Source organism: Pantoea rwandensis, from assembly GCF_000759475.1.
Taxonomy (GTDB): Bacteria; Pseudomonadota; Gammaproteobacteria; order Enterobacterales; family Enterobacteriaceae; genus Pantoea; species Pantoea rwandensis_B.
Genome location: NZ_CP009454.1, coordinates 79,000 through 105,035 on the forward strand (window position 1 = coordinate 79,000; position 26,036 = coordinate 105,035).

At 55.6% G+C, this 26,036-nt stretch carries 22 protein-coding genes; 9 read left to right on the forward strand and 13 right to left on the reverse strand.

The window, feature by feature from the left end:
• Positions 1–93 precede the first annotated feature (93 nt).
• From LH22_RS00380 to LH22_RS00390, 3 genes are all read right to left on the reverse strand, one after another.
• The gene (locus LH22_RS00380; protein WP_038643569.1) at positions 94–1,305 is read right to left on the reverse strand and encodes an MFS transporter; all 1,212 of its coding nucleotides are present in this window, start codon (positions 1,303–1,305) and stop codon (positions 94–96) included.
• 111 nt (positions 1,306–1,416) lie between these two features.
• Positions 1,417–2,307, reverse strand: a complete 891-nt coding sequence (locus tag LH22_RS00385) for a LysR family transcriptional regulator (protein ID WP_038643570.1) — start codon at positions 2,305–2,307, stop codon at positions 1,417–1,419.
• A gap of 179 nt (positions 2,308–2,486) precedes the next feature.
• Positions 2,487–2,855: a helix-turn-helix domain-containing protein gene (locus tag LH22_RS00390; RefSeq protein WP_034826803.1), complete on the reverse strand. Its 369-nt coding sequence runs from the start codon at positions 2,853–2,855 to the stop codon at positions 2,487–2,489.
• A gap of 290 nt (positions 2,856–3,145) precedes the next feature.
• Between LH22_RS00390 and LH22_RS00395 the strand changes: the two genes are divergently transcribed.
• Both LH22_RS00395 and LH22_RS00400 read left to right on the forward strand, forming a co-directional pair.
• Positions 3,146–3,805, forward strand: coding sequence for a response regulator (locus LH22_RS00395; RefSeq protein WP_038643572.1), 660 nt, complete (start codon positions 3,146–3,148; stop codon positions 3,803–3,805).
• Positions 3,802–5,160, forward strand: coding sequence for a sensor histidine kinase (locus tag LH22_RS00400; RefSeq protein WP_038643573.1), 1,359 nt, complete (start codon positions 3,802–3,804; stop codon positions 5,158–5,160). The genes LH22_RS00395 and LH22_RS00400 overlap by 4 nt, the downstream gene beginning before the upstream one ends.
• Positions 5,161–5,202: 42 nt before the next feature.
• Here LH22_RS00400 and LH22_RS00405 read toward each other — a convergent pair whose 3' ends face one another.
• Positions 5,203–5,454, reverse strand: coding sequence for a hypothetical protein (locus LH22_RS00405; protein WP_081946704.1), 252 nt, complete (start codon positions 5,452–5,454; stop codon positions 5,203–5,205).
• 383 nt (positions 5,455–5,837) lie between these two features.
• On the opposite strand from LH22_RS00405, the gene LH22_RS00410 reads away from it, so the two are divergent.
• Positions 5,838–6,704, forward strand: coding sequence for a nucleoside-specific channel-forming protein Tsx (locus tag LH22_RS00410; protein WP_034826809.1), 867 nt, complete (start codon positions 5,838–5,840; stop codon positions 6,702–6,704).
• A gap of 114 nt (positions 6,705–6,818) precedes the next feature.
• Here the strand turns inward: LH22_RS00410 and yjdN are convergent, their stop codons facing one another.
• Both yjdN and LH22_RS00420 read right to left on the reverse strand, forming a co-directional pair.
• The gene (gene yjdN / locus LH22_RS00415; RefSeq protein WP_038643575.1) at positions 6,819–7,250 is read right to left on the reverse strand and encodes a VOC family metalloprotein YjdN; all 432 of its coding nucleotides are present in this window, start codon (positions 7,248–7,250) and stop codon (positions 6,819–6,821) included.
• Positions 7,251–7,328: 78 nt separating this feature from the next.
• Positions 7,329–8,231, reverse strand: a complete 903-nt coding sequence (locus tag LH22_RS00420; protein WP_038643576.1) for a LysR family transcriptional regulator — start codon at positions 8,229–8,231, stop codon at positions 7,329–7,331.
• 114 nt (positions 8,232–8,345) lie between these two features.
• On the opposite strand from LH22_RS00420, the gene LH22_RS00425 reads away from it, so the two are divergent.
• From LH22_RS00425 to LH22_RS00440, 4 genes are all read left to right on the forward strand, one after another.
• Complete coding sequence (locus tag LH22_RS00425) at positions 8,346–9,659, forward strand: amidohydrolase (RefSeq protein ID WP_038643577.1); 1,314 nt, start codon at positions 8,346–8,348, stop codon at positions 9,657–9,659.
• Positions 9,656–11,101: a M20 family metallopeptidase gene (locus tag LH22_RS00430; RefSeq protein WP_038643579.1), complete on the forward strand. Its 1,446-nt coding sequence runs from the start codon at positions 9,656–9,658 to the stop codon at positions 11,099–11,101. Before LH22_RS00425 ends, LH22_RS00430 begins: the two co-directional genes overlap by 4 nt.
• A gap of 200 nt (positions 11,102–11,301) precedes the next feature.
• A complete protein-coding gene (gene abgT, locus LH22_RS00435; RefSeq protein ID WP_038643580.1) occupies positions 11,302–12,822 on the forward strand; it encodes a p-aminobenzoyl-glutamate transporter in 1,521 nt (506 codons plus the stop codon).
• 188 nt (positions 12,823–13,010) lie between these two features.
• Positions 13,011–14,420 carry an MFS transporter gene (locus LH22_RS00440; protein ID WP_038643581.1) on the forward strand — a complete coding sequence of 470 codons (1,410 nt, stop codon included), beginning with the start codon at positions 13,011–13,013 and terminating at the stop codon, positions 14,418–14,420.
• A gap of 198 nt (positions 14,421–14,618) precedes the next feature.
• On the opposite strand, the gene LH22_RS00445 is transcribed toward LH22_RS00440, so the two are convergent.
• From LH22_RS00445 to LH22_RS00455, 3 genes are read right to left on the reverse strand one after another with little or no spacing between them, the layout of a single operon-like run.
• On the reverse strand, positions 14,619–15,938 hold the full coding sequence (locus LH22_RS00445) for a c-type cytochrome (protein ID WP_038643583.1): 1,320 nt from the start codon (positions 15,936–15,938) through the stop codon (positions 14,619–14,621).
• Between the two features lie 11 nt (positions 15,939–15,949).
• Positions 15,950–17,734 carry a GMC family oxidoreductase gene (locus LH22_RS00450; RefSeq protein WP_038643584.1) on the reverse strand — a complete coding sequence of 595 codons (1,785 nt, stop codon included), beginning with the start codon at positions 17,732–17,734 and terminating at the stop codon, positions 15,950–15,952.
• A 2-nt stretch (positions 17,735–17,736) separates the two neighbouring features.
• On the reverse strand, positions 17,737–18,471 hold the full coding sequence (locus LH22_RS00455; protein WP_038643585.1) for a gluconate 2-dehydrogenase subunit 3 family protein: 735 nt from the start codon (positions 18,469–18,471) through the stop codon (positions 17,737–17,739).
• Positions 18,472–18,766: 295 nt separating this feature from the next.
• Between LH22_RS00455 and sbmA the strand changes: the two genes are divergently transcribed.
• A complete protein-coding gene (gene sbmA, locus LH22_RS00460; RefSeq protein ID WP_038643586.1) occupies positions 18,767–20,002 on the forward strand; it encodes a peptide antibiotic transporter SbmA in 1,236 nt (411 codons plus the stop codon).
• A 207-nt stretch (positions 20,003–20,209) separates the two neighbouring features.
• Here sbmA and LH22_RS00465 read toward each other — a convergent pair whose 3' ends face one another.
• The 4 genes from LH22_RS00465 to LH22_RS00480 all read right to left on the reverse strand — a co-directional run bounded on the left by LH22_RS00465 (position 20,210) and on the right by LH22_RS00480 (position 24,927).
• On the reverse strand, positions 20,210–21,850 hold the full coding sequence (locus tag LH22_RS00465) for a dihydroxyacetone kinase subunit DhaK (protein WP_038643588.1): 1,641 nt from the start codon (positions 21,848–21,850) through the stop codon (positions 20,210–20,212).
• Positions 21,851–21,970: 120 nt separating this feature from the next.
• Positions 21,971–23,020 carry a YncE family protein gene (locus tag LH22_RS00470; RefSeq protein WP_038643589.1) on the reverse strand — a complete coding sequence of 350 codons (1,050 nt, stop codon included), beginning with the start codon at positions 23,018–23,020 and terminating at the stop codon, positions 21,971–21,973.
• Positions 23,021–23,238: 218 nt separating this feature from the next.
• On the reverse strand, positions 23,239–23,448 hold the full coding sequence (locus LH22_RS00475; protein WP_038643590.1) for a DUF1471 domain-containing protein: 210 nt from the start codon (positions 23,446–23,448) through the stop codon (positions 23,239–23,241).
• Between the two features lie 291 nt (positions 23,449–23,739).
• Positions 23,740–24,927 carry an MFS transporter gene (locus LH22_RS00480; RefSeq protein ID WP_038643592.1) on the reverse strand — a complete coding sequence of 396 codons (1,188 nt, stop codon included), beginning with the start codon at positions 24,925–24,927 and terminating at the stop codon, positions 23,740–23,742.
• Positions 24,928–25,030: 103 nt separating this feature from the next.
• Between LH22_RS00480 and LH22_RS00485 the strand changes: the two genes are divergently transcribed.
• On the forward strand, positions 25,031–25,981 hold the full coding sequence (locus LH22_RS00485) for an AraC family transcriptional regulator (protein ID WP_038643594.1): 951 nt from the start codon (positions 25,031–25,033) through the stop codon (positions 25,979–25,981).
• The last annotated feature ends 55 nt before the right edge of the window (positions 25,982–26,036 follow it).

A 26,036-nucleotide genomic window follows, 5' to 3' on the forward strand; every position in this document is an offset into this window, starting at 1 on the left:
TGTCTTACGGCCTGCATCTCCAGCCGCAACCCAGCCTAAGGCGTGTCCAGAAAGACGTTTTATAAGCTGTTCAAAACGCAGTGCCTTGCGCCGCTACCGCTTTTTTAACACTCGCGCATTTAACAGCGCGCACAGCGCCATGATCACACAGGTCGCCAGAAATACCGGGCGCATACCGAAAGCACCGCCGACAAACCCGCCAAATAAGGGACCTGAGACCTGGCCGACGTATTGTGCCGAGGTCGAATAACCCAGCATTTTCCCCACCTGCCCCTGCGGCACATTGTGGCGAATCAGCGCCGTCACGCACGGCATCAAACCACCCAGCGCCATGCCCATCAGAAAACGCAGCACCACCAGTTGCCAGGCTTGGGTGATAAATGCCTGTGGGATCAACAACAGGGCACAAACAACCAGGCCGTAAACCAGCACACGCCCATGCCCTACCCGATCCGCCAGGCGTCCTAAACGCGGGGCCGAGAGAATACTGCCCAGCGCAGCCGCCGCCATCACCACGCCAGCCGTCACCGTGATCGCATGATCGCCCTGCACGAATTGACCGATATACAGCGTGATAATCGGTTCAATCGACATATTAGCGAAAATCAGCAACATACCGGACAGCCACATCAATCGCACCAGCGGCAGATTGACCGGTGTTTCGCTCTCATTGTGGGTTTGCGCCACTTTTTTACCCGGCTTACGCGGTGCTTCTTTTAATAAAAAAGTCGTAGCAAGGAAGGCGAGGAAAATCACGGCACCAGTCAGCCAGAAAGTGTGGCGAATCCCTATCAGCGGTGGCAATACCCCGCCCAGCAGTGGCCCCACCACGTTGCCCGCCATAATGCCGGAGGACAACACACCCAGCGCCCAACCCGTCTGCTCTTTTGGTGTTTGCGCCGCGACCATGATAGTTGAACCTGATGCGTAGCCCCCCAACAATCCCGCCAGCAAACGCAAAGCAACCAGTTGCCACGGCGCCGTCGCCATACCAATCAGCGACATGGCAATCGCCATCCCGAGGCTGGCACGGATCAACATCAGTTTGCGGCCATAGCGATCCGCCAGTTTGCCCCACAACGGCGCGGTTAACGCGGCGCTGAGGAAAGTGGCGCCATACGCAGCACCCGACCAGCGCGCAATCGCGGCAGGTTCCTGCACGCCAAGTTGCTGCACATAAAGTGGCAGAAATGGCAGCAGCAACGTCATCGCCACAATGGTGCTGAACGAACCCAGCACGCAGACAAACAAATTACGCTTCCAGTGTTGCTGCTCAGGCGCTAACACGGTTGATGATTGCGACATAGTGATTCCCTGTTTTTTGTTTTTTTAGCAGGCTAACAGGGGATCACCACATAAAACAGAGCGAGAGGGATATTTGCCAACCAGCGCAGTATTGTTGCCAGTAAACAACAATCAGTTGCCGCTGAGTGCCGTGATCAATGCATCACACAGTAGCGTCACGGGGGATGAGGGTTGCGGCTGCTCTTTAAGCAGCAAATAACTGTGTAAGCGGTCCATTTGCCATTCGGGCAGTACCTGTTGGATTTCACCCCGCCGCAGGGCGTCCTGCGTCATATACGCAGGCAGATAAGCAATGCCGGTGCCCGCCAGCGCCGCATTTAGCAGCGCCATACTGTTGTTGGCACGAAAACGGCTGTGCACATCCAGCGCCAGCCGCTGTTTTTCACGACGAAACGGCAGTGCGGCCGTGTGCGCGGGGCCGTGAAACAGCAACAAATCATGCCGCGTCAGGCGTTCAGGATGGTCGATAGCAGGATGCGCCGCCAGATAATCCGGTGTGGCATAGAGTCCCCATTCGATGGTGCTCAGCTCGCGATAATTGGCCACTTCCGGCGCACGCGCGCGAATCACTATCGCCACATCTGCGCTGGGCTGCGGATCGTCGCTGGTGGTCAATTCGAGATCGACGTTGATATGAATGTGGCGGCGGATAAAGTCATTCAGAGTGGGAACGACGCACTGACAGCCAAAGGTAATCGGTGCCTGCAAGCGCACATTACCCGCGGGCAGTTGATGAACCTGCTGCACAAACGCATCGGCGCGGTGCATCTCTTCCAGCATGCGGGTACAAAACGGATAGTAAGCCTGACCCAACTCGGTCAATGCGACTTTACGCGTGGTGCGCTGCAACAATTTGATGCCGAGCCGCACTTCCAGCCGCGCGATTTCGCGACTGACATGCGATTTAGAGACGCCTAAGGTGCGCGCGGCTTCGCTAAAGCTTTGCCGCTCAACGACGCGCGCAAACAGCATCATGGCGGTGAGATTATCGCTGTTGTCCATGTTCTCTGGTGGGTAACAAACGGAGAACAGCAGCTTAAAAGTAAAAGCCGCAATAAGCACCGAATTTAATCAGCGAACGTGGTGGAGCGGCGTAATTTATCGCGTAATCCCTTTGCGATTTACTGCGCAATAAATTGCGCCGCTACGTCTTCTGTACAGATCAATCTCAGCGTCATCAATCAACTGGCCACCGCCAGCGGGAACAACAGACGTTCCTGTTCAACGCGGCGCTGACGACGCAATTGACCCGGCGTGACGCTGAAGTAGTTCTTAAAGGTGCGGGTATACGCCTGCTGCGTATCAAATCCGTAGCTCATCGCCACTTGCAAAATCGCTTCGTCGCTGTTGATCAGCGTGAGCGCTGACTCAGTTAACCGACGCTGACGGATGTACTCTGCCAGAGAAAAACCGGTGTGCTGACGGAATAGACGCTGCAGATGCCAGCGGGAGTATCCCGAGCGGCGTGCTACTTCATCCAGATGCAAATCGTGACCTAAGTTGTCTTCAATCCAGTCCAGCAAACTACGGATAAATTCGCGCTGATTCATGGGAACCTCCTGCTTCGACAAAATGTCCAGTGCAGTCACTGTAGCGCGTTAAATTTATCCCTTAATTAGCAGAAAATTAGCGCAGAATTAGCAAGGGGGAAAACGCGTACTCCGTCTAAATCATTCCAGCGGCAGAAAGGCAGTAAGAGTGGGAATCCTCAGGAGCTTGCCTGAGTCAGTGTCGGGATAAGCGCTCACAGATCACACATCTGCAGCGGGAAGTATGACGGAGGGTAATTCTGGCCTAATTATCTGGCGTTACACTGCGTCCATCAGTTTGGGAGAACACTATGCGTGTGCTGCTGGTAGAAGATGATGAAATGATTGGCGCCAACTTGCAGCAGGCGTTAGAAGCGGCAGGTTGGTCAGTGGACTGGGTGCGTGATGGCGTCTATGCCTCCAATGCCTGGGCCGACGGCGGCTACACCTGCGTGCTGCTCGATCTCGGCTTACCGCGTGAAGACGGTATTCACGTGCTGAAGCGCGCACGCACGCGTGGCGACATGACGCCCGTGCTGGTGCTGACTGCGCGTGACACGGTACAACAACGTATTCAGGGTCTCGACAGCGGCGCCGATGACTATTTGCTTAAACCCTATGATCTGCAAGAGGTACTGGCGCGCATGCGTGCAATCACCCGACGTCGTCACGGAGCGGCGGATTCCCTGTTAGGCAGTGGCGATGTGCAGCTGGATATGATGACGCGCGAAGTGCTGTACAAAGGCCAACGCGAACAGTTAACCGCCCGCGAATATGCCCTGCTCTACGCCCTGCTGGAGCGACCGGGCGCGATTCTGTCACGCGAACAATTAGAGAACCGCATTTATGGCTGGGGTGAAGAAGTCACCAGTAACGCTGTTGATGTGCTGATCCACGGTATGCGCCGCAAGCTCGATAACGAAGTGATTCGCAACGTGCGCGGTTTAGGCTGGCGGGTACCGGCAATATGAAACCTTTCACCTTTATGCGATCCCTGCGTAACAAACTGCTCGCCACGCTGGTGCTGCTGCATCTGGCGATGATCGGCGGCGTGACCTGGTATTTCTACCACTGTTATGGCGACATGATGGGCACCATGAAGGACGATCAGCTCGCCAAGATCGCCGATGCCTGGTCCTCCAGTCAGCGTATGCCCGCGTTAATGCCCATGGTGATGCAGCAAGAGAAGCTGAAAAGCACTTATATCGTTCAGCTGTGGGACACCAACAACCATCTGCGTGCCAGCTCATGGCCTGCCTTACAGGCGCCGCTGCAGGCGAAAAAAGGCTGGTCCGATTTAAAAGTTGGCGACTGTGGCGATGATTGTGACTGGCGCGTGTATACCCGCCCCGGCGAACTGGGCAGTGAAATCGGAAACATTCAGGTACTGCACAACATCGGTTACATGAAAAGTCTGATGGTGAAACGCGTGTTGTCCGCCATCATTCCATTGATACTGATGATGCCGCTGTCACTGCTGGTGATCTGGTTGGTGGTCCGCGCCATCACGCGGGATTTACGCGTCGCCTCGCGGCAAATTGCCGCGCAAGAGACGATGCATCCGCACTCGGTGTCGCCGGATGGCTTACCGGATGAAGTACTGCCGCTGGTGGCGGCCTACAACTCATTGCTGGATAAACTGCGTGCGGCATGGTCATCACAGCGCCAGTTCCTTGAAGATGCCGCCCATGAACTGCGCACACCGGTCACCGCGGTCACCTTACAGCTGGAAAATCTGCGTCAGCACATTCAGCCGGGTGAAGCCAGCCGTCAGTTTGATCAGCTGGAATCGGGCGTCACGCGAACGCGCCATCTGGTGACGCAGTTGCTGAATATCTCGCGCCAGGAAGATCAGTCGGTGGTGGCCACGGTGGAAACCATCCAGCTCGATGATCTGCTGAAAGAGAGCATTGAGCAGTTGATGGTCGTCGCCGATAAACGCGGTATTGATATCGGATTTAATGGCACCACGCACTATCGCCTGCAGGCCAGCCGTTCCGATTTGCGTAGCCTGTTTGATAACCTGATCGGCAACGCGATGTTGCACACCCCGGAAGGCAGCCTGGTGGATGTGCTGCTGCATCGCGTGGGTAATCACACGGTGGTGGATATCGTTGATAACGGGCCGGGCATGCCGGAATCCTTTATCGAACGCGCCTTTGATCGCTTCACTCGTTCGCCAGATGTGCAGGCGCAAGGCAGCGGTTTAGGCTTGTCGATTGTGCGCAGCGTGGCGCAGAAGCATCAGATGCAGGTCGCGCTGTCTAACTGCCATAACGCCCAGGGGCAGATTTCCGGCCTGCAGGTACGCGTTACCTTGCCATGACCAACGTGTCGCTACCGCCTTGAATATCAGGCGCGGTAGCGGCTATTGAGCATTGAGCATTGGGCTTTGAGCTTTGGGCTTTGGGCTTTGGGCTTTGGACTTTGGGCCTTGAGCCTTGAGCTTTGAGCCTTGAGCCTTGAGCCTTGAGCCTTGAGCCTTGAGCCTTGAGCCTTGAGCCTTGAGCCTTGAGCCTTGAGCCTTGAGCCTTGAGCCTTGAGCCTTGAGCCTTGAGCCTTGAGCCTTGAGCCTTGAGCCTTGAGCCTTGAGCCTTGAGCCTTGGGTCATTTTCCACATCCTAAAACTCCCTCGGCACGCGATAAATCACACATTTTTCCACTATTAAATCCCAAAAACACACGATGTATCGTGCCGCCCTATCCTCTATCCGCATCTGACCTCTTTGCCACCGTACGCGACAACGTAAACGGTTGCGGGGTTCCGTTCGCCACACAGCATTTATGTGATCATAGTCACATATTCAGTGAATCAAAATGCAACACATTTTGACAAACGTGATCAAAATCTATTTCCTATCGCTCTGTTACAGGCACATTACGCACATTTGAAAATTCGGCGATTCAGACCGGATAAAAACAACACACGGCCCATCCCCTGGGATCGATTTCACTCGATTGCGGCGCAACCGCAGCAATCACTAGCATGTGGTTAATAAAATAATGAAATTTAAAGCATTGATAGCAGGGGCCTTACTGGCCAGCAGCTGGACCGGCGCGGCACAAGCGGCAGACAGCGATCCGCAGTATCTTTCAGACTGGTGGCACCAGAGCGTTAATGTGGTGGGTAGCACCCACACCCGCTTCGGACCGCAGTTCAACAATGACGTGTATCTCGAATACGAAGCCTTTGCTAAAAAAGACTGGTTCGATTTCTACGGCTATGCGGATTTGACCAACTTCTTTGGCGTGGGTAACAGCAACGCTAACGGCATTTTCGACCACGGTTCGCCGCTGTTCATGGAAATTGAGCCACGTTTCTCAATTGATAAACTGACCGGCACCAGCCTGGCATTTGGTCCGTTTAAAGAGTGGTACTTCGCGAACAACTATATCTATGACATGGGTCGCAACGCTTCACAGCGTCAGAACACCTGGTACATGGGTCTGGGTACCGACATCGATACCCATAGCGATATCGGCCTGTCTCTGAACGTTTATGCTAAATACCAGTGGCAGAACTACGGTGCAGCGAACGAAAATAGCTGGGATGGATATCGCTTCAAAGTGAAATACTTTGTGCCGATTACCGATCTGTGGGGCGGCAAGCTGAGCTACATCGGCTTCACCAATTTCGACTGGGGTTCAGACCTGCGCGATGAGACCGGTCCATCACGTACCAGCAACTCGATCGCGTCCAGCCACATTTTGTCGCTGAACTACGATCACTGGCACGTTTCTACCGTGGCACGTTATTTCCACAATGGCGGCCAGTGGGCAGATGGACAGGAGCTGAACTTCGGCAACGGTCCGTTTGAAGTGAAATCGACGGGCTGGGGTTACTACCTGGTCGTGGGTTACAACTTCTAATACGCTGATGCTATAGCGGCGCAATTTTCGCGTGTTTCTGAAGCCTTAATATCGCTTCAGAAATGCATTAAATTGCGCCGCAACGTTGCTGACGGGCTGTAAAAAACCGGGCCGTCAAATTTGCGGTTTATAAGCATTCACCATCCAGGGCACCCCGAATTTATCGGTAAACATGCCAAAACCGTGCGCCCAAAACGTCGGTTCCCACTTTTTCGTCACTTCCCCACCCGCTGACAACGCGTCAAACCAGCGTTTACCCTGCGCTTCATCTGGCGTGGATAGGCTCACGGAAAATCCGGCGTAGTCTGTTTGTTGTGCACCATCGCTCATCATCAATTCACCCTGTCCGATACGCAAATGGGCATGCATGATTTGTTCTGGCGAGAAGGTCGCGCCAGAGGGGCAGCCTTCATCCTCAACAGGGGTTTCATCCGGCATGTCACCGAAGGTCATTTTAAACAGCAATTCGCCGTCAGTGGCCGCGAGATAAAAGGCAATCGCCTCTTCACAGCGGCCGTTGTAAAACACATAAGGTGTAATTTGCATGGTCAGTTCTCCACAATTGGAACGTCCAGTGCAAGTGTAGTGGGCAATAAGTAATCAGCTGCGAGCCAGGCCGCACTCTTACCTTTGTTGACAATAGCGGCGGAACAGTTGAGCCATGTATGCACTCATTGGCGTCAGCGCGGTGTCTTTCCGCTGGATCAAATAGAAAGTCGCTTTCGGCAGCGGATCGTCAAGATCGAGGGCAATGAGCTGGCCACCGTGCGTCGGATCTTCGATGACATCACGCGAGATAATGCTGACAAAGTCACTTTTCGCGACCAGGCTGGTGCAGGCCATAAAGGTTTCGCAGGTCACTACGATCTTTGGTGCCATACCGCGTTCGCCAAAAAGATCGTGCAGCAAGCGGTAATAACTCCCTTGCGGCGTCGGCATGGTCCAGTCGCAGTGCTGTAATTCCGCTAACGAGCGGGCGTGCGCCATCGGGTGCCCTTTGCGCATCACCACCTGATAGTCGCGCTGCATCAGTCTTTCAAAGATCAGCTCCTGATCAAGGTGATGCTGATCGTAAGTATTAATGGTGAAATCCAGCGCGCCCTGCCGCAATTCATGCACCATCGACACCAGTTGCCCCTCAACAATGCGCACCTTCACCAGCGGATATTCACGATGAAACTGAGTGATCACCTGCGGCATGATGGTACGCGCAATGCTGCCGCCCACGCCGATATTCACTCTTCCACCCGCCAATCCCAATCGCTGCTGAATATCTTCCTGCGCCACACGTAGCTCTTCCAGCACCAGACTGGCGTGGCGGAAAAAGTTATCACCGATATCCGTCAGCGTGACGCCCTGCTGACGACGTTCGAACAAGCGCGCACCGAGTGCCAATTCCAGTTCCTGAATCGCTTTGGTCAGCGCAGGCTGTGAAAGTCCCGATAAGCGGCTGGCAGCACGAATACTGCCCTGGCGGGCCACATCGACAAAGGCGCGCAGCTGATGAAGTTTAAGGTTGGCAGGCATAATTTTTGTGATAACCGTTGTTTATCAGTGACAAGATATTCGCATCTTATGCGCACCAATACCATTGTGTAGATTCGGGATAATGCATAAAAAACCAACACAAAGGATATGCCGATGAAAACCCTCTCCGACCTCGTCAACGCGCGGATTCCACAGATGCAAAGCTGGCGTCGCGATCTGCACCATTTTGCCGAATCGGGCTGGCTGGAGTTCCGTACCGCAACGATAGTGGCAGAAGAGCTGCATCGTCTTGGTTATCAGCTTAAGCTGGGCCGTGAAGTGATCGATGCCGATGCGCGCATGGGACTGCCTTCTGATGAAGTGCTGGCGCAGCAGGAAGATCGTGCACTGGAGCAAGGCGCCCTGCCACAGTGGATTTCACACTTCTCGGGCGGTTTCTGCGGCGTGGTCGCCACGCTGGAGACCGGCCGTCCCGGCCCGGTGATGGGTTTTCGTGTCGATATGGATGCGCTGGACCAGAACGAAAGCCGCGATGCTGACCACATCCCCACTCGCGAAGGTTTTGCCTCCTGCAATTCCGGCATGATGCACGCCTGCGGCCACGACGGCCATACCACTATCGGCCTGGCGCTGGCGGGCGTGTTGATGGAGATGAAAGATCAGCTCAGCGGCACGATTAAAATTATCTTTCAGCCAGCGGAAGAAGGTGTGCGCGGTGCAAAAGCCATGGTCGCTGCGGGCGTGGTGGATGATGTGGATCTGTTTACCGCTATCCATCTCGGCACAGGCGTGCCCGCAGGCGAAATCGTTTGCGGCAGCGATAGCTTCCTGGCCACCACCAAACTGGATGTCAATTTCACCGGCGTAGGTGCCCATGCGGGCGGTAAACCAGAAGAGGGTCGTAACGCCTTGCTGGCCGCCGCGCAAGCCACACTGGCGTTACACAACCTGCCACAACACAGCGGCGGTGTAGCACGCGTCAACGTGGGTGTGTTGCAGGCGGGATCCGGACGCAACGTGGTACCCGATTATGCCCTGATGAAAGTGGAGACCCGTGGCGTCAGCAATCAGGTCAATGACGACATCTATCAGCAGGCCCTGCGCGTGATTTCCGGTGCGGCAGCGATGTATGGCGTTGAGTACGACATCAAACTGATGGGCGGCGCGCGCAGCTGCACCCCTAGTCAGCCGTGGGTCGACTTTATTCATCAGCAGGCCGATGCCATGGGGATTTTCAGCTCGGTGGTGGATACCAAAAAGCAGGCGGCGGGTTCGGAAGATGCCACTTACATGCTGGAGCGCGTACAGCAGCGCGGCGGCCAGTCATCGTATGTGATCTTCGGCTGCGACCTGGCAGCGGGCCACCACAACGCGAAGTTCGATTTTGACGAAGCGATCATGGCCACCGCAGTGCAAACGCTCGCCACCTTAGCGCTGAATCAGGCGCAGTTTGGAGGCCAGCGATGAGCCATCACGACTTTATCGATCATTACATCAACGAAAACCAGCCGCGCTTTACTGCCCTCAGCGATGCGATCTGGGATGTACCCGAAACGCGCTTTGAAGAGACGCAATCCGCGGCGATTCTGGCCGATGCGCTGGAGCAGGAAGGCTTTACCGTTGAACGTGGTGTGGGCAACATCGACACCGCCTTTATCGCCAGCATCGGCAGCGGTAAGCCGGTGATTGCCATCCTTGGTGAGTTTGATGCGTTGGCCGGTTTGAGCCAGCAATCGGGCTGTGCCACACCGCAAGCGCTGGTGGAAAACGGCAATGGGCACGGCTGCGGCCATAATCTGCTGGGCACCGCCGGACTGGCCGCTGCCTTTGCCATCAAGGCATGGTGGGCCGAAAACGGCCAACGCGGCACACTGCGCTTTTACGGCTGTCCGGGCGAGGAAGGCGGTTCCGGCAAAACCTTTATGGTGCGCGAAGGCCTGTTTGATGATGTCGACGCGGCAGTGACCTGGCATCCCGAAGGTTTCAGCGGCATGTTCAATCTCAGCACTCTCGCTAATATCCAGGCCGCTTTTCACTTCAAAGGAGTGGCTGCACACGCGGCTAACTCACCGCATCTGGGACGCAGTGCGCTGGATGCCGTGACGCTGATGAACACCGGTGCCAACTTCCTGCGCGAGCACATTGTGCAGGAAGCGCGCGTGCACTACGCCGTGACCAATACCGGCGGCGTCTCCCCCAATGTAGTGCAAGCCGATGCTGAAGTGCTGTATCTGATTCGCGCGCCAGAACTCGATCAGGCACAGGATATCTATCAGCGGGTAATCAACATCGCCAAAGGCGCGGCCCTGATGACCGACACCACCATGACGGTACGCTTCGACAAAGCCTGCTCCAACTATGTGCCGAATCGTGCGCTGGAAGCGGTGATGGAGCGCAACTTGCATCAGTTTGGCTTGCCCGAGTACAGCGCGGAGGAGCAGCAGTTCGCCGCCGAGATTCGTGCCACGCTAACAAAGGACGATCTGCGCAATGCGCGTTTGAACGCAGCGCGCACTGGCGGTGAAGCCGGTATCGCCTGGACCGAGGCGCTGGGCGACAAAATTTTGATGGACGAAGTGGCACCCTACGCCGTGACGCGTGAGTTGCTGTATGGCTCAACCGATGTCGGCGATGTGAGTTGGGTGACGCCAACCGCGCAGTGCTTTGCGCCCTGCTTCGCCTTTGGTACGCCGTTGCACACCTGGCAACTGGTGGCGCAGGGCCGCACCTCGCTGGGCCACAAAGGCATGTGCCTGGCTGCCAAAGTCATGGCCGCCACCGCGCTGACCTTGTTACAGGATGAAGAAGCACTGGCACGCTGCACAGAAGAGTTCCGTCGCGTACGCAGCGAACAGCCTTACAGCTGCCCAATTCCGGCGGATGTGACGCCATCGAAGTTGTCATCCTGAGATAAACGCGGTGCTCAGATTCAGTGCGCAGAAATGCGCACACTGCGGGACTTGGGCGCAGTTGTAAGGTTTACCGAAGTTGGAAGGTTTACCGCAGTTGTAGTGGGCGCATTTTTGCGCCCAGAAATAGCCAAAACACTATAAAAAATACAGCCCCAACGCGGGCATGCAAATACAACAGACATGACGAGGAAATACCGATGGAAGTGACCACGGAGAACCGCAGCCCAGGGAAGCTGTTTAGCTGGATTGAGCGGGTCGGCAATAAAGTGCCCAACCCGTTCTTACTGTTTGTCTATTTGATCGTGGTATTGATGGTCGCCACCGCGATCATCAGCTATTTCGATCTGGCAGTGAAAAATCCCACCAATGGCGAATTGGTGCGGGTCAACAATCTGCTGAGCGTGGCAGGGATTCAATGGATTCTTCCTAACATCATCAAAAACTTCAGCGGCTTTACCCCACTGGGCTCGATTCTGGCGCTGGTGATTGGTGCGGGCCTGGCGGAGAAAGTCGGCCTGCTGCAATCGCTGATGGTGAAGATGGCCTCACGCGTGAGCCGCCGCTACGCCAGCTATATGGTGCTGTTTATCGCCTTCTTCAGCCATATCTCATCCGATGCCGCGCTGGTGGTGATGCCACCGCTGGGCGCGCTGATCTTCCTTGCCGTGGGTCGTCATCCGGTGGCGGGTTTACTGGCGGCTATCGCGGGCGTGGCTTCCGGCTTTACCGCCAACCTGCTGATCGTTACCACCGACGTGCTGCTCTCCGGCATCAGTACCGAAGCGGCGAAAGCGGTGAGCGATACCGTGCACGTGAGTGTGATCGATAACTGGTTCTTTATGGCCAGCTCGGTGATTGTGCTAACGATTGCCGGTGCCATCCTTACTGATAAATTCGTCGAGCCACGCCTGCCCGCATGGAATGGCGGCAACAACGATCGCCTGCCGCCGCTGACCGCACTGGAGAACCGTGGCCTGAAAGCCGCAGGGATTGCCGCACTGGTATTTATCGCGCTGATGGCTCTGCTGGTGGTGCCGGAACATGCACCGCTGCGTAACCCAAAAACTGGCGGTATCATCCCTTCGCCGTTTATTCAGGGCATTGTGCCGATCATCATCCTGTTCTTCTTTGTGGTGGCGATTGCTTACGGCGCGGTGACAAAGCAGATTCGACGGGCTGATGACATTCCACAGCTGCTGGTGGATCCGATGAAGAGCATGGCAGGCTTTATTGTGATGGTGTTCCCGCTGTCACAGTTTGTCGCCTTCTTTAACTGGAGCAACATGGGCAAATTCATGGCGATCGGTCTGACCGATATGCTGGAAAGTGCCGGCATCAGTGGTGCGCCCGCGTTCCTCGGTTTGATGTTCCTGTCGGCATTTCTGTGCATGTTTATCGCCAGCGGCTCGGCCATCTGGTCGATTCTGGCGCCGGTATTCGTGCCGATGTTTATGCTGCTCGGCTTCCATCCGGCATTTGCCCAGATGATTTTCCGCATCGCGGATTCTGCCGTATTGCCACTGGCGCCAATGTCGCCGTTCCTGCCACTGTTCCTTGGATTCCTGCAGCGATACCAAAAAGATGCGCAACTTGGTACCTATTATGTGCTGATCTTCCCGTATCCTGTGGTGTTCTTTATCAGCTGGATCGTGCTGCTGCTGGCATGGTACGCACTGGGTTTACCGATTGGTCCAGGCGTCTACCCGAGCCTGCACTAAATGCATCGCCATGGACGGCGATCACACTTCTGTGAACTGCAACGTAGATTGCGAAAATGTCACCGTTGCCCCTCTCGGCAACCCGCGATGAATTGATTATCCTGCTATTCCTTCGCTTGCTAACGGTTAATTATTTTTAAAACCCATAAAACCGTGCGAGTTCTGCAAACACCGAGGTTTATCCAATAATGACAACAATCACTTCGACAGGGATGGCGAACGATCACATCGCAGCGGATCGCCGCACCTTAGCCGGGCGCATCGATGCGCTGCCCTCATCCGCAGGCTTATGGCGTTTTATTACGCTGCTGGCACTGGGTGGTTTTTTTGAACTCTACGATCTGTTTGAAACCGGCTATATCAGCTCTGGTCTACTGGCTGCTGGCGTGTTTCATACCGGCTCGGAAGGGGTCTTCGGCATTGCTGACCAGGCTGCCTTTGCTTCTGCCACTTTCCTCGGCCTGTTCGTCGGTGCCAGCCTGTTAGCACCCTATGCCGACCGCTTTGGTCGTCGTCTAACCTTTATGTGCGCACTGGCATGGTACGGCGTGTTCTCGCTGTTGATGGCGTTCCAGCAGAGCGCTGAAATGATCATCCTGTTCCGCTTCCTGGTCGGTATTGGCCTCGGCGTTGAGCTGGTGACCATCGATACCTATCTGTCTGAATGGGTGCCTGCTCATCTCCGCAGCCGCGCTTTTGCCTACTCTTTCTTTATCCAGTTCCTGTCCGTACCCGCGGTGGCGCTGATGTCATGGTGGCTGGTGCCACAAACCATCCTGAGCCTTGAAGGCTGGCGCTGGGTGGTGATCGCTGGCGCTGTCTGTTCACTGGTAATCTGGCTGATTCGTAAAAACCTGCCGGAATCGGCACGCTGGCTGGCACAGCAGGGCCGTCATCAGGAAGCGCATAAGGTGCTGAGTGAAATGGAGAAACGCTGCGGTATTGCGCCGGTCGCAGATTTCTCTGACAGCGATGCCTCCGCAGCGTTGCCGAAAAAAGGTCGCTTCAGCGAGATTTGGTCACCGGCTTACCGCAAGCGTACGCTGATGCTGGTGGTGATGAATTTCTTCCAGGCGATTGGCTTCTTCGGCTTCGGTAACTGGCTGCCTGCGTTGCTGTCCGGTAAAGGTGCGACCGTGACGCACAGCTTGCTGTATGCCTTTTTCATTACTCTCGCCTATCCGCTGGGCTCACTGATTTGCAGCCGCTACGCCGATAAACTCGAGAACAAATGGCAAATCGTTTTCTCCTCCCTGATGACGGTGGTGTTCGGTACGCTGTTTGCGCTGGCAACCAATCCGGTGCTGATGATCATCTGTGGCTTCCTGATCACCTATAGCAACGCGTGGCTGACCTTTAGCTATCACGCTTACCAGACCGAGATTTTCCCTACGCATATTCGCGCTCGCGCGGTGGGTTTCTGCTACTCGTTCAGCCGCCTGTCGACGGTGTTCAGCAGTATTTTGATTGGCCTTATTTTGCAGTACGCCGGCAGTCAGGGCGTGATCGCCTTTATCGTGCTGAGCATGCTGATGGTCATGCTGTCAGTGGGGATTTACGGTCCGAAGACGCGTGGGCTGGATTTGGAGAATATTTAACAAGACGGAAGGTGTCTTGATATCCAGCGGTAGGTAACGGGTGATAACGCAGTCCGGAGCCGCTTAGGTCTGACGTCCTCGCGACGCAGAAGTGCATCAGCCCGCGCTCACGCACATAATAAAAGGCCGCCAATGATGATAATGGCGGCCTTATCGGGTTAAAGCGGTATGCAAACTTGCACCCCGCTTTATGTTACTTTACTGCCCTTCCAGCACCTTAATATCCGCACTGCCTTGCTTCGACTCGACCGCTTCATCCTTACGCAGCTTCGCCACATCCTTCGCCGTTACCGTCGACTTCGCGCCGTTACCCCAGCTGCCGCGGATGAAGTTCACTACATCAGCGACCTGGTTGTCGTTCAGACGCCAGCCGAACGCCGGCATGGTGATGGCTGACGGTGCACCCTGCACGCCAGGCAAGGTGCCGCCCACCAGCACGATATGGATCAGCGAGGTGGGATCCTCGGCCATCACCACCGGATTGCCACGCAGCGCCGGGTAGAAGCGCTGATAGCCGCTGCCGTCGGTTTTATGACAGGCCGCACAGCTATCGACATACACTGATGCGCCTGGCTGGCTGTCATCGCCCTTCCACAATGCTTTGGCAACGGCATCGTCCTGCGTAAACACTGTCTGGCTGGCATCCTTCGCACCCAGCGATTTCAGATACTTAGCAATGGCGCTGATATCTTCGTCGTTCAAATACTGCAGGCTGTGCTGTACCACGTCGGTCATGCCACCAAACACAGCGGTGTGATCGTTGCGGCCATAGCGCAGGAACTGTTTCAGGTCACCTTCGCTCCAGCGGCCTAAACCATCACGGTTGTCACCACGCAGATTGCTGGCGGTCCAGCCGTCAATCGGTGCGCTGCTGCCTGACAGGTAATCATTGCCTTCACCGTTGGTCAGCGCTTTTTCCTGCATGGTGATGCTGCGTGGCGTATGGCAGGCACCGCAGTGACCCAATCCTTCCACCAGATAACGACCACGCGCCAGCGCCGGATCTTCCTGCGCGGCTGGCTGGAACGCTTTCACGTCTGGTGCAAACATGCCGCGCCAGATGGAGAGCGGCCAGCGCATCGACAGCGGCCAGGGAATATCGCTGTCTTTGTTAGCCTGCGACACCGGCTGTACGCCATGCATAAAGTAGGCATACAACGCCTGCATGTCGTCATCGCTGACCACCGCGTAAGACGGATAAGGCATCGCTGGATAGAGCGTATCGCCATTTTTCGCCACGCCGTGACGCACCGCTTTCTGGAAATCGTCGTAGCTGTAGTCACCGATACCGGTGGTTTTATCCGGCGTGATGTTGGTGGAGTAAATGGTGCCAATGGGCGTCGCCATCGGTAAGCCACCTGCAAACGGCTTGCCGCCTGCAGTGCTGTGACAGGCCACGCAGTCGCCCGCGCGCGCCAGATACTCACCGCGCTTTACCAGTGCGTCCGAACCTGCTTCGTCCGCCACTGCGGCGAACGTCATCGTGCCCAGAAACAGGGCCAAAATGCTTTTGATCATCGCCGTGTTCCTTATGCCTGAACCAGTGGGCCGGGGTTTTTCAGATACTGCTCGCGGATAGCTTTGGCTGACCAGTAGCTCAGCGCCGCCACCATGCCGGTTGGGTTGTAGCCGAGGCCCTGCGGGAACGCAGACGCACCAGGGACAAACACGTTTGGCACATCCCAGCTCTGCAGATAGCGGTTTACCGCACTGGTTTTCGGATCTTCACCCATGATCGCACCGCCGCTCATGTGCGTGGTCTGGTACACGGTAGTATCGAAGTGCGTGCCTGGTCCTTTGGCGCCGCCGATGATCATTTTTGGGTTCATCGCTTCGGTGATTTTGCGCATCTTGCCGACCATAAACTGCGCCATCTTGATGTCGTTATCCTGCCAGTCAAAAGTCATGCGCAGCAGCGGCTGACCATAGACATCTTTGTAGTTCGGATCGAGATCGAGATAGTTAGCGCGATACGACTGGTGCGCACCGTGCGCATCCATCGAAATGTGATGGTTGTAAGTATCGGCGACAGCAGCTTTCCACTGGCTGCCCCAGTTTGGCGTGCCTTTTGGCGTTGGCAGACCGGAGATCGGCTTGGTACCCGCCTGATTCACCCAGAACGGTGAGCCGCCGACAAAACCGTGTGGACCGTGGTCGAAGTTATCCGCGTTGAAGTCATCCACCGCGACGCCCGCACCGCCTGCCCCGATAAACGGGTTGGTGGTGGTGTTCTTGTCGAACAGCGCTTTCAGGGTCGAGATGTTCTGATAGGCAAAGTTACGGCCTACTACACCTTCGTTGCTGATCGGGTTATACGGTTTGCCGATGCCTGACAGCAACATCAGATGCACGTTATGGAACTGGAACGCCGACAGAATAACCAGATCTGCAGGCTGCACCACTTCACGGCCCTGGCCATCCAGATAGGTCACGCCAGTGGCACGCTTCTTGTCATCCGTCAGATTCACACGCAACACGTAGGAGTTGTTACGCAGTTCGAACTTCGGCTCCTGACGTAGTGCAGGCAGGATATTTACGTTCGGCGACGCTTTGGAGTACATGTAGCAGGCATAACCGCTGCAGTAACCGCAGAAGTTACACGGCCCCATCTGTGCGCCGTAGGTGTTGGTGTACGGGCCTGAGGTGTTTGCCGACGGCATATCGTAAGGGTGATAACCCACTGATTCAGCGGCCTGTGCAAACAACTGTGCAGAATAAGTGCGTTTCTGTGCAGGCAGTGGGAAAGCACTGGAACGATCCGGCGCGTAAGGGTTACCGCCTTTCTCTTTGCCCTGCAGCTGGCCTTTGATCGACCAGGCGCTGCCGGACGTACCAAATACTTTTTCAGCCTGATCAAAGAACGGCTCCAGCTCATCATAGCTGACGCCAAAGTCCTGAATCGTCATACCTTCCGGGATGAAGTTTTTACCGTAGCGTTGCTCGTAGTGGCTGCGCAGGTTCAGCTCCACCGGATCGACACGAAAATGTACGCCGGACCAGTGCAGACCCGCACCGCCGGTGCCGGTGCCCGGCAAAAATGCCGCCAGCTGGCGATAAGGCACCGCCGTTTGTGAAGCATCGTGACGGATAGTGACGGTGCTTTTTGACAGATCCTGGAACAGCTTTTTGCGGATGTTATACGTCAGTTCATCAATCGACTGCGGGTAAGAACCATCAGGATAGGTATCACGATGCGGACCGCGCTCCAGTGCGACCACCGTCAGACCGGCCTCGGTGAGTTCTTTCGCCATGATCGCGCCAGCCCAGCCGAAACCCACGACCACTGCATCTACTTTTTTCAATTCATTTGCCACGGTTACGCCCTCTCCCCGCGAATATCCACTGACGGGAACGGATAACGTTCACCGCGCTCTACCCAATCCATAAAGTCGGCGCGTGCGCCTGGGAAGCCAATCAGCTTCCAGCCCACCATGCCCTGGTTTCCACCATGGATTGGATCGCTGAAGTAACCCTCGCGGGTGTTCTGCAGCAGGAAGGAGAAGAAGGTCTTAGCTGCCAGCTGCGGAAATTCCGCCTGGCCGCTTTCAAACGCAGTGAGCAGTGCGTCTTGCTGTTCACCGGTTAACTCGGCAAACACTTTGCCATGCTGTTTTTTGCTCCAGCCATCCGCATCAGCGAGGCCGAGGCGATAAATTTGCTGCGGCACCAGCGGAGACTGATAGCCCAGCTCTTTGGGCAAATCGGGATTGAAAGGTCCCTGCATGTACCAGTTGCTGCCGGTGGCGTAAGGCGTGTTCATTTGACGATCGATAAACTCCGGCACGCCAGCTTCCAGTGCGCCAGGGCCGCGTTCGTCATTGGGGATCAGGCGCGCCACTGCCGCAGTGATAAAGGCAAACTCTTCCGCCGTAAACCAGGTGGGCTGATAAGCGCGTGCTTGCTGAGGTGCGACGGGTTGCTCTGCTGCTCCTGCGGCCATTGGTACCACCAACGCGCCCATCGCCGAACCGCCAACGGCCATGGCTGGCGCCAGGGTGATGGTTCTCAGCAGAAAATCCCTGCGACTGTGGCCATTTTTTTGTTCTGACATGACATTGCCTCATTACCACATGAATGCGGTATGAAAGTTAACTCGTTGCGTTGTATTGTTTTTTTAGTTGTGGCTTAAGGGATACAGCGTCACTGTTACCGGTAACAGTGCGCATAGTGTAACACTACAAACAGTATTAATTTAGTTTCTAGAAACAAATGCGCACAAATTACTTAACAACTCGCAGCACTGCTTTACATAACTGCGCCGATGCTGTCATCGTCAGATACAACCCACAACAGACAAAACACTGTCTGACGCGGTATAAAAGAGTACACACAACAGCGGAGTGCCTATGTTTAAGTCCTATTTTCCGCGGCCAGCGCTGTTTTTCAGCTCGGCCGCGATTTGGAGTTTGATTGCGATTTTCGCCTGGTTCGGCTTTGCCAATGATTTGCCTGCCCTGTGGCCTTCGCTGCATGCGGCGATGCAACAGCCGCTGCCCACCAATGCCAGCCGTTTTATTCACGCCAGCCAGTTATGGTTCTATGCCTATTACTGGATTGTTGCGGCGATTTTCGCCCTTGCCTGGAAGGTGATTGATAACCATCCGTGGCAGCGCTGGTCAGTGTGGGGCGCAGCCTTAATCATCTTTGTCACCTGGTTTGGTGTGCAGGTCGGCGTAGCGGTCAATGCCTGGTATGGTCCATTCTATGATTTGATTCAAAAGGCCTTAACCAAATCTGGATCGGTGCAGATTGCTGAATTTTACCAGCAGGTTCTCGCCTTTTTAGGTATCGCATTGATTGCGGTAGTGATTGGCGTGATGAACTCATTCTTTATCAGCCACTGGGTGTTCCGCTGGCGCACCGCGATGAACAACTATTACATGCATAACTGGCAGCGCCTGCGCCATGTTGAAGGTGCCGCACAGCGTGTTCAGGAAGACACCATGCGCTTTGCCAGCACGCTGGAAGATTGGGGCGTGAGCTTTATTCAGGCGATTATGACGCTGGTGGCGTTCCTGCCGGTGCTGATCACCCTGTCACACCACGTCAAAGATATCCCGCTGCTAGGCAACATTCCGTATGCGCTGGTGATTGCGGCGGTGCTATGGTCGGTGTTTGGTACCGGACTGCTGGCGATAGTCGGGATTAAATTACCGGGGCTGGAGTTCCGCAATCAGCGAGTTGAAGCTGCCTATCGTAAAGAGTTGGTGTATGGCGAAGACAACGCCGATCGCGCGTCACCGCCGACGGTGAATGAGCTGTTTAGCCGCGTGCGCTTTAACTATTTCCGTCTCTATTTCCACTATCTCTATTTCAACATCACCCGCATTCTCTATCTACAGGTCGATAACGTGTTCGGGCTGTTCCTGCTGTTCCCGTCGATTGTGGCCGGGACCATTACGCTCGGTTTGCTCAACCAGATAACCAATGTGTTTGATCAGGTACGATCGTCGTTCCAGTATCTGATCTCGTCGTGGTCAACGCTGGTAGAACTGATGTCGATCTACAAACGTCTGCGCAGCTTCGAGCAAATTCTGGCGGATATCCCGCATCAAGAGATGATGCGCGAGTCGGCTGAGTAAGGTTGCGTTTTAGCGGCGTAATTGATGAAGTGAACCCCGAAAGTTGGGCACCACTCCAACGAGTAGGGGAACGACAATGAACAGTCGTAAGCAGTAACATCGCTTCAGGTGCGCGTGATACATCGCGCCGCTACCATTATGCGTAGGGGGAGCCTTTAGGCTGCCCCCTAAAATGCATAAAGTTGAATGCTATTAGAACAGCAACAATCAACCAGCCAGCACCGTAAACACCTTCTCAACGGCGTAAGCACCCGGATCTTTCACCCCATCCAGACTCTGCTGATTCAGATACGCTGAACGTCCCGCTTTGGCACTCTGCATTTTTGCCGTGGCATCCGCGCCTAGCTGAGCGGCTTTCGCCGCAGCGGCCAGTGACTCACCCGCCACTAACGCCTCCAGCGCAGGTTGCAGCGCATCCACTAACGTACGATGTCCCGGCTGCGCGCCACCGTAATGCTTCATACGTTCCAGACCGTGCATCAACGCCTGCGGCAAAGCGCTGCCCTCTTCAAGCTGTTGACCGGCGCTGGTGAACAGAATCGACATCAGCACACCACTCGATCCGCCCATCACCGTGGCCAGTTGTTCACCGATCAGCGCCATCAGGGTTGGCAGCTCATCCAGTGGCAACTGCTTGTCACGCAGACCGCGCTGAATCTTCTTCGCACCTGCCGCAAAGGTTGAGCCGGTATCACCGTCGCCGACTTTGGCATCCAGCGCGTTGAGTTCGCTTTCCAGATCGATCAACGTCTGCGTCACGCGGTCCACCAACTCAGCCACCTGAGCATTCTCGGACGGATCGAAATCCAGCACGCTGCCAACCTTTTCAGCACTCTGCAAACTGATCGGGGCGAAGTCATAGACCGGCACCCAACCCAGCACTTGCACTGGCGCATTCAGCGCCTCCAGGAACGGTTCCTCCAGCGCCAGCAATGACAGTGAGAACCCTTTCATATCCAACGCGCTGACCAGGGTTGCCGGGCCGATCAGATGGGTGACCCGCGCCGCCAGTGGCGACTGCAACACTTCACGCGTCAATACCGCCAACTCCAGTTGTGAAAATCCGCCGAGGTTGTTGATCAGCAGCAGGGCCTGCTTGCCGTCGGGCAGCGCCTGCGCCAGCTTATCCGTCATAATGCTGCTAATTTTACGGCTGTTTTGCGTGTCCAGCGTGATGACACCGGGTTCACCGTGGATGCCCATGCCCAGCTCGCTATGGCCCGCTTCGACACGTTCATCACGCTTTTCGCCGGGAATATGGCAGGTGGCAAAGGCCAGCCCAATCGATGACGTGGCGTCGATGGCACGTTGCGCCAGCGCTTTAACATCTTCCAGCGATTGCCCCTGCTCGGCAGCAAAACCAGCGATCTTGTGCACCAGCACGGTTCCAGCGATACCGCGTGGCTGTGGATTTTCCGGTAGCGCAATATCGTCCTGCAGCATCACCAACTCGACGTTGTAGCCGAGGTTTTTCGCTTTCTCCGCCGCCAGCCCGAAGTTCAGGCGATCGCCGGTGTAGTTCTTCACAATCAACAGGCAACCGGCATCGCCAGTGACATTGATGATGGCATTGAGCACCGCATCGACGCTCGGTGAGGCAAAAATGTCTCCGCACACCGCCGCCGTGAGCATGCCTTTGCCGACAAAACCGGCATGCGCCGGTTCATGCCCCGATCCGCCGCCGGAGATCAGCGCCACTTTGCTCTTATCCCAATCCGTACGCACCACCACGCGGATCTCATCACCGAGATCGAGACGGCTCAGGTTATGCCATGGCGTGCTCAGCAAAACCCCTTCGATGGCTTCGTTCACCAGATCGTTTTTCTCATGCATAAAAAACTGGCTCATTGCTTCCTCTCCATTGGTGTTGTCGAGGTAAAGGTAGCGTATATCGCGGGGGGATCGGGAAAGGAAAGTGCGGAAATGCAAAGGGCGGCACGCGCCGCCCTTTAATTCGGAAAACTACGATCAGAGATCGATTTTCAAAACGCTATCCGGATTTTTTGGCGGCTCTTTACGCGTGCCCGGCTGCTTGATGCTGACAAACAGCGCTTTACCGTCTGCTGACAGCGCCAGGCTGTTCGGCAGGCCAGGTGCTTTCACCGTGCGTTTCACTTTATAGCTGCTCGCGTCGATGATACTGATCTCACCCGCTTTGCGATGCGTGACGTACAGCTCGTTGCGATCGGCATTGAACAGTACCGCCAGAGATTCTGGCACATCAATCTTGTGAATCACCTGCTGAGTGCGGGAATCCAGCACCAGCACCTGAGGCTGTTTCGAGTCGCTCAGGAAGATGCGATGGCCCTGGGTATCCAGCGCGATATTCAGGAAGAAGTGATCTTTATCACCATCTATTTTCTGGCGTTTTTCAATCGCGTTGAGGCGCGTGTTGATGGTCACCAGTTCGCCATCGGCGTTGGTCACATACAATTTCTGCGCCGCAGAATCGATAGCCAAACCGGTGCCCATCTTACCGGTGTTTGGGACGGTGCTGACCAGCTTCAGGGTTTTGCCATCCACCACCCACACCACGCTCTGCTCACCGAGACCAGTGACATACACGCGGTCAGTTGCCGCATCGGCGACCACTTCACGCGGCTGCAGTGGACGGACATTTTCGCTGCGTTGACGCGCATCCAGCACCAGCGAGTTCAGCACTTTACCACTGCTGGCATCCACCGAGGTCAGCGCCGCGTCACGCGTGTTACCAAAGAACAGCGTGTTGGTTTTCTGGTTGATGGCAGCGCCAAAGGTGGGCAGATCGGTGCTGATGGTCTGCTTCACCGACAGATCCTGCGGGTCGAGACGGTAGACGGTGCCACCTTTGCCGCTGGCGTTTTGCGCCGTGGCGAGGAACAGCGCGTTATCGCTGTTGCTGAACGCCAGTTCGTAGGCCCCTTTGGAAATCACCTGGTTCAGCGGCTGAGACTCCGCAGCCAGCACCGCAGAGGAAGATAACAGCGCCGTTGCCAGCAGCAATGGACGCAGCGCCCATGTTGTTTTAATCGCTTTCATAACTTCTCCATAGCAAATCCACCGCCTCATGGCAGTGAAGTGAAAGCTCGACAGTGCAACCAATTTCAAAAAGACAGCCCGAGGCGAGCTGACGAAGGATGATTATTTTTTTTGAGAATAGTAATCATTTAGAGAGGAAAGCGACAGGTTTTTATCAGGTTACCAACGCCGCCAGGGCGCCCTAAGGCACCCTGTCAGCACAGAACGTTAACGCAAACTTATTTGGTCAGTTCGGCAGTCATGTGCACGCCGTTATTGAAGTTGGCTTCAGTCACTTTATAGGAAGCACCAGCTTTATGCGCCTGAGCAGCGATTTGCGCTTCGGCACCATCGATGGTGGTATCCGTTGCGGTGATGCTTTGCGCAAAGCTAGCGAATGGCAGAACAGTCAGGGCAACAACAGCAGCAAAAGTTTTGATAGATTTCATGGTCAATTCCTCAGTGAATGTTTTATCAGTTAAGGCGTCATCGCCTTGTTGAGATAAATAATAGGCGTGAAATTGATCACAAAAAAGCGGAGAGATTTGGCAATGTCATTCTATTAATTTGAACAACAAAAGCACGTTTGGATTAACATCTGTACAAAGGGTTAAAAATCCATGTTTTGATTGAAAGGCAGGATTTATGGCTGTGATAGAGAGAATAAAAAAAGGTCACCCTAAGGGTGACCTTCCGGTCCAGTGCATCTTCGCTTGAGCAGCATTGATACCGCCCAAGCCTTAACCGTGATGCCTGACGCGCGTGAAAATAGTGATCGCCGCCAGCAGCATCAGCACGCCACTGGCGAGGAACACACCGCCCGCACCGTTAAGATCAAACATCCAGCCACCTGCCGCGGCACCCGCAGTGATGGCCAGCTGAATGGTTGCCACCAGCAAACCACCGCCGGATTCGGCATCATCCGGCACCGCACGGGAGATCCAGGTTGACCAGCCCGTTGGCATCGAACCAAACGCCAGTCCCCACATGGCGACGCCCGCACCGACCAGCCACGGCAGATTGCCAAAACTCACCAGCACCACCGCCGTCACGCTCATCACCAGCGCCATGCCGGTCAGCGTCAGAGAGACGCTACGCGTCACCAGGAAGCCCGCCAGCGAAGTACCGAAGAAATTCGCCACACCAAACGCCAGCAGCACCAGCGACAGCTGATTGATGTTGAGCTGTGCGCTATTTTCCAGGAACGGACGCAGATAGGTAAAGAAGGCAAAGTGTCCGGTGAACATCATGATCACCGCCAGCATGCCCCAGCGCATCAGGCTGTTGCGCAGCAGATCCAGTACGCCGCCGCTGCGCGCTTTATTCTCTGGCGGCATCGCAGGCAGCGTGAAGAACTGCCAGAACAGCGCCAGCACACCCAATACACCGGTCAGCAGGAAAATGTTACGCCAGCCAATCAGGCCCCCCAGATAGCTTCCCAACGGGGCGGCAATAATGGTCGCCAGTGAAATACCGCTGAACACTATCGAGAGCGCCTTCGGCACCTGATCGCTCGGTACCAGCCGCATGGTAATCGCGGTCGAGAGCGTCCAGAAGCCACCAATCGCCATGCCGAGCAGCACGCGCGCCAGCAGGATCATCGGCAGGTTCTCTGCAAATGCCACCAGCAGCGCCGAGGCAATCAGCAGCAGCGTGAAGGCCAGCATCACGAGGCGACGGTCAAGGCGGCGCGTAATGTTACCGATCACCAGACTGGTGAGCAGCGCCACCAGCGCAGTCACGGTCACCGTTTGTCCCGCTTGCCCTTCACTCACTTGCAGCGAGTCGGCAATCGGTGTCAGCAAGCTCACCGGCAGAAATTCGGCAGTTATCAGACCGAACACGCCAAAAGCCATGGCAAACACCGCGCCCCATGCGGGTTTATCCACCGCTATACTTGTTTCGAGTACTTCAGTATCCAGACTCATCTGCGATCCCCATCACAAAAATTCAGGTTGTAAGCATAGTGAGACGACGCAAGACGATCTATGATACAAAAACTTTGTTTTTTGATAATTCGTCTGGATTCGTATGAGCCGCTATGAAGATCTGACCAGTGAACTGCTGATGGGCATGCGCCTGTATGGCGTGAAATATCAGCGTATCGCCTTACATACCCCTTTTGGTTTGCAATACGATGACGCACCGGGCAAGGCACAGCTGCACTTTGTTGGCCGTGGATCGTTAATGATCCGCTCAGCGTCTGGCGTGATCTATCCGTTGCAGGCGGGTGATGCGCTGCTGATCCCGCATGGCAAAGCGCACGCGCTGATCTCCAGCGAGGATGCCATCTGTGAACCGATCGACACCTTCAACAGCAAACCGATCTGTGACAGCGTCTGTGACATTGGTGACAGCAGCGAAGGCTGCCCGGACGACAGCGATGTGATTCTGTTTAGCGCCTGCATGGCGTTTGAACTCGGCGGTATGCAGCCGCTGGTACACACCATGCCGGATGTCATGCTGGTGAGTACCTTGCTGGCGCAGTACCCTGAAATCCAGCCGATTCTTGATGCGATGGAGCGCGAAACCCGCGACCGCAAAGCCGGTTTCGCTGGCATTCTTTCCCGTCTGGCAGATGTGGTGGCAGCGCAGATTGTGCGCGGCTGGGTTGAGAACGGCTGCGGTAAGGGCAGCGGATTAGTGCAGGCGCTGCGAGACCCGCGTCTGAGCCAGGCGATGGCGGCCATGCATCGTGCGCCGGGCGAGAACTGGACGGTGGAACGTCTGGCGAGAGAATCGGGCAGTTCACGCTCGGTGTTTGCTGCCCGCTTTCAAACGGCCACCGGCATGACGCCGTTACGCTATCTCACCGAGTTGCGCATGCGGTTGGCGGTAGAGCGGATCGTCAATGAGGGCGAAGCGGTAGAAAGCGTCGCCTTCCACCTCGGTTATGGCTCGCTGGCGGCATTTAGCCGGGCGTTTAAACGCATTGTCGGCTCACCACCCGGCGCATTACGGGCAGCGCGCGAGACGCTTTAACGAAACACGCCGATCGCTTCCAGCACGCGCTTCGGCGTATTTCGCGCAGCGTGCG

Bases quoted from the DNA above. Each gene is read 5' to 3' on its own strand.
- LH22_RS00380 (WP_038643569.1), bottom strand. From the start codon at position 1,305: ATGTCGCAATCATCAACCGTGTTAGCGCCTGAGCAGCAACACTGGAAG.
- LH22_RS00385 (WP_038643570.1), bottom strand. From the start codon at position 2,307: ATGGACAACAGCGATAATCTCACCGCCATGATGCTGTTTGCGCGCGTC.
- LH22_RS00390 (WP_034826803.1), bottom strand. From the start codon at position 2,855: ATGAATCAGCGCGAATTTATCCGTAGTTTGCTGGACTGGATTGAAGAC.
- LH22_RS00395 (WP_038643572.1), top strand. From the start codon at position 3,146: ATGCGTGTGCTGCTGGTAGAAGATGATGAAATGATTGGCGCCAACTTG.
- LH22_RS00400 (WP_038643573.1), top strand. From the start codon at position 3,802: ATGAAACCTTTCACCTTTATGCGATCCCTGCGTAACAAACTGCTCGCC.
- LH22_RS00405 (WP_081946704.1), bottom strand. From the start codon at position 5,454: ATGTGGAAAATGACCCAAGGCTCAAGGCTCAAGGCTCAAGGCTCAAGG.
- LH22_RS00410 (WP_034826809.1), top strand. From the start codon at position 5,838: ATGAAATTTAAAGCATTGATAGCAGGGGCCTTACTGGCCAGCAGCTGG.
- yjdN (WP_038643575.1), bottom strand. From the start codon at position 7,250: ATGCAAATTACACCTTATGTGTTTTACAACGGCCGCTGTGAAGAGGCG.
- LH22_RS00420 (WP_038643576.1), bottom strand. From the start codon at position 8,231: ATGCCTGCCAACCTTAAACTTCATCAGCTGCGCGCCTTTGTCGATGTG.
- LH22_RS00425 (WP_038643577.1), top strand. From the start codon at position 8,346: ATGAAAACCCTCTCCGACCTCGTCAACGCGCGGATTCCACAGATGCAA.
- LH22_RS00430 (WP_038643579.1), top strand. From the start codon at position 9,656: ATGAGCCATCACGACTTTATCGATCATTACATCAACGAAAACCAGCCG.
- abgT (WP_038643580.1), top strand. From the start codon at position 11,302: ATGGAAGTGACCACGGAGAACCGCAGCCCAGGGAAGCTGTTTAGCTGG.
- LH22_RS00440 (WP_038643581.1), top strand. From the start codon at position 13,011: ATGACAACAATCACTTCGACAGGGATGGCGAACGATCACATCGCAGCG.
- LH22_RS00445 (WP_038643583.1), bottom strand. From the start codon at position 15,938: ATGATCAAAAGCATTTTGGCCCTGTTTCTGGGCACGATGACGTTCGCC.
- LH22_RS00455 (WP_038643585.1), bottom strand. From the start codon at position 18,471: ATGTCAGAACAAAAAAATGGCCACAGTCGCAGGGATTTTCTGCTGAGA.
- sbmA (WP_038643586.1), top strand. From the start codon at position 18,767: ATGTTTAAGTCCTATTTTCCGCGGCCAGCGCTGTTTTTCAGCTCGGCC.
- LH22_RS00465 (WP_038643588.1), bottom strand. From the start codon at position 21,850: ATGAGCCAGTTTTTTATGCATGAGAAAAACGATCTGGTGAACGAAGCC.
- LH22_RS00470 (WP_038643589.1), bottom strand. From the start codon at position 23,020: ATGAAAGCGATTAAAACAACATGGGCGCTGCGTCCATTGCTGCTGGCA.
- LH22_RS00475 (WP_038643590.1), bottom strand. From the start codon at position 23,448: ATGAAATCTATCAAAACTTTTGCTGCTGTTGTTGCCCTGACTGTTCTG.
- LH22_RS00480 (WP_038643592.1), bottom strand. From the start codon at position 24,927: ATGAGTCTGGATACTGAAGTACTCGAAACAAGTATAGCGGTGGATAAA.
- LH22_RS00485 (WP_038643594.1), top strand. From the start codon at position 25,031: ATGAGCCGCTATGAAGATCTGACCAGTGAACTGCTGATGGGCATGCGC.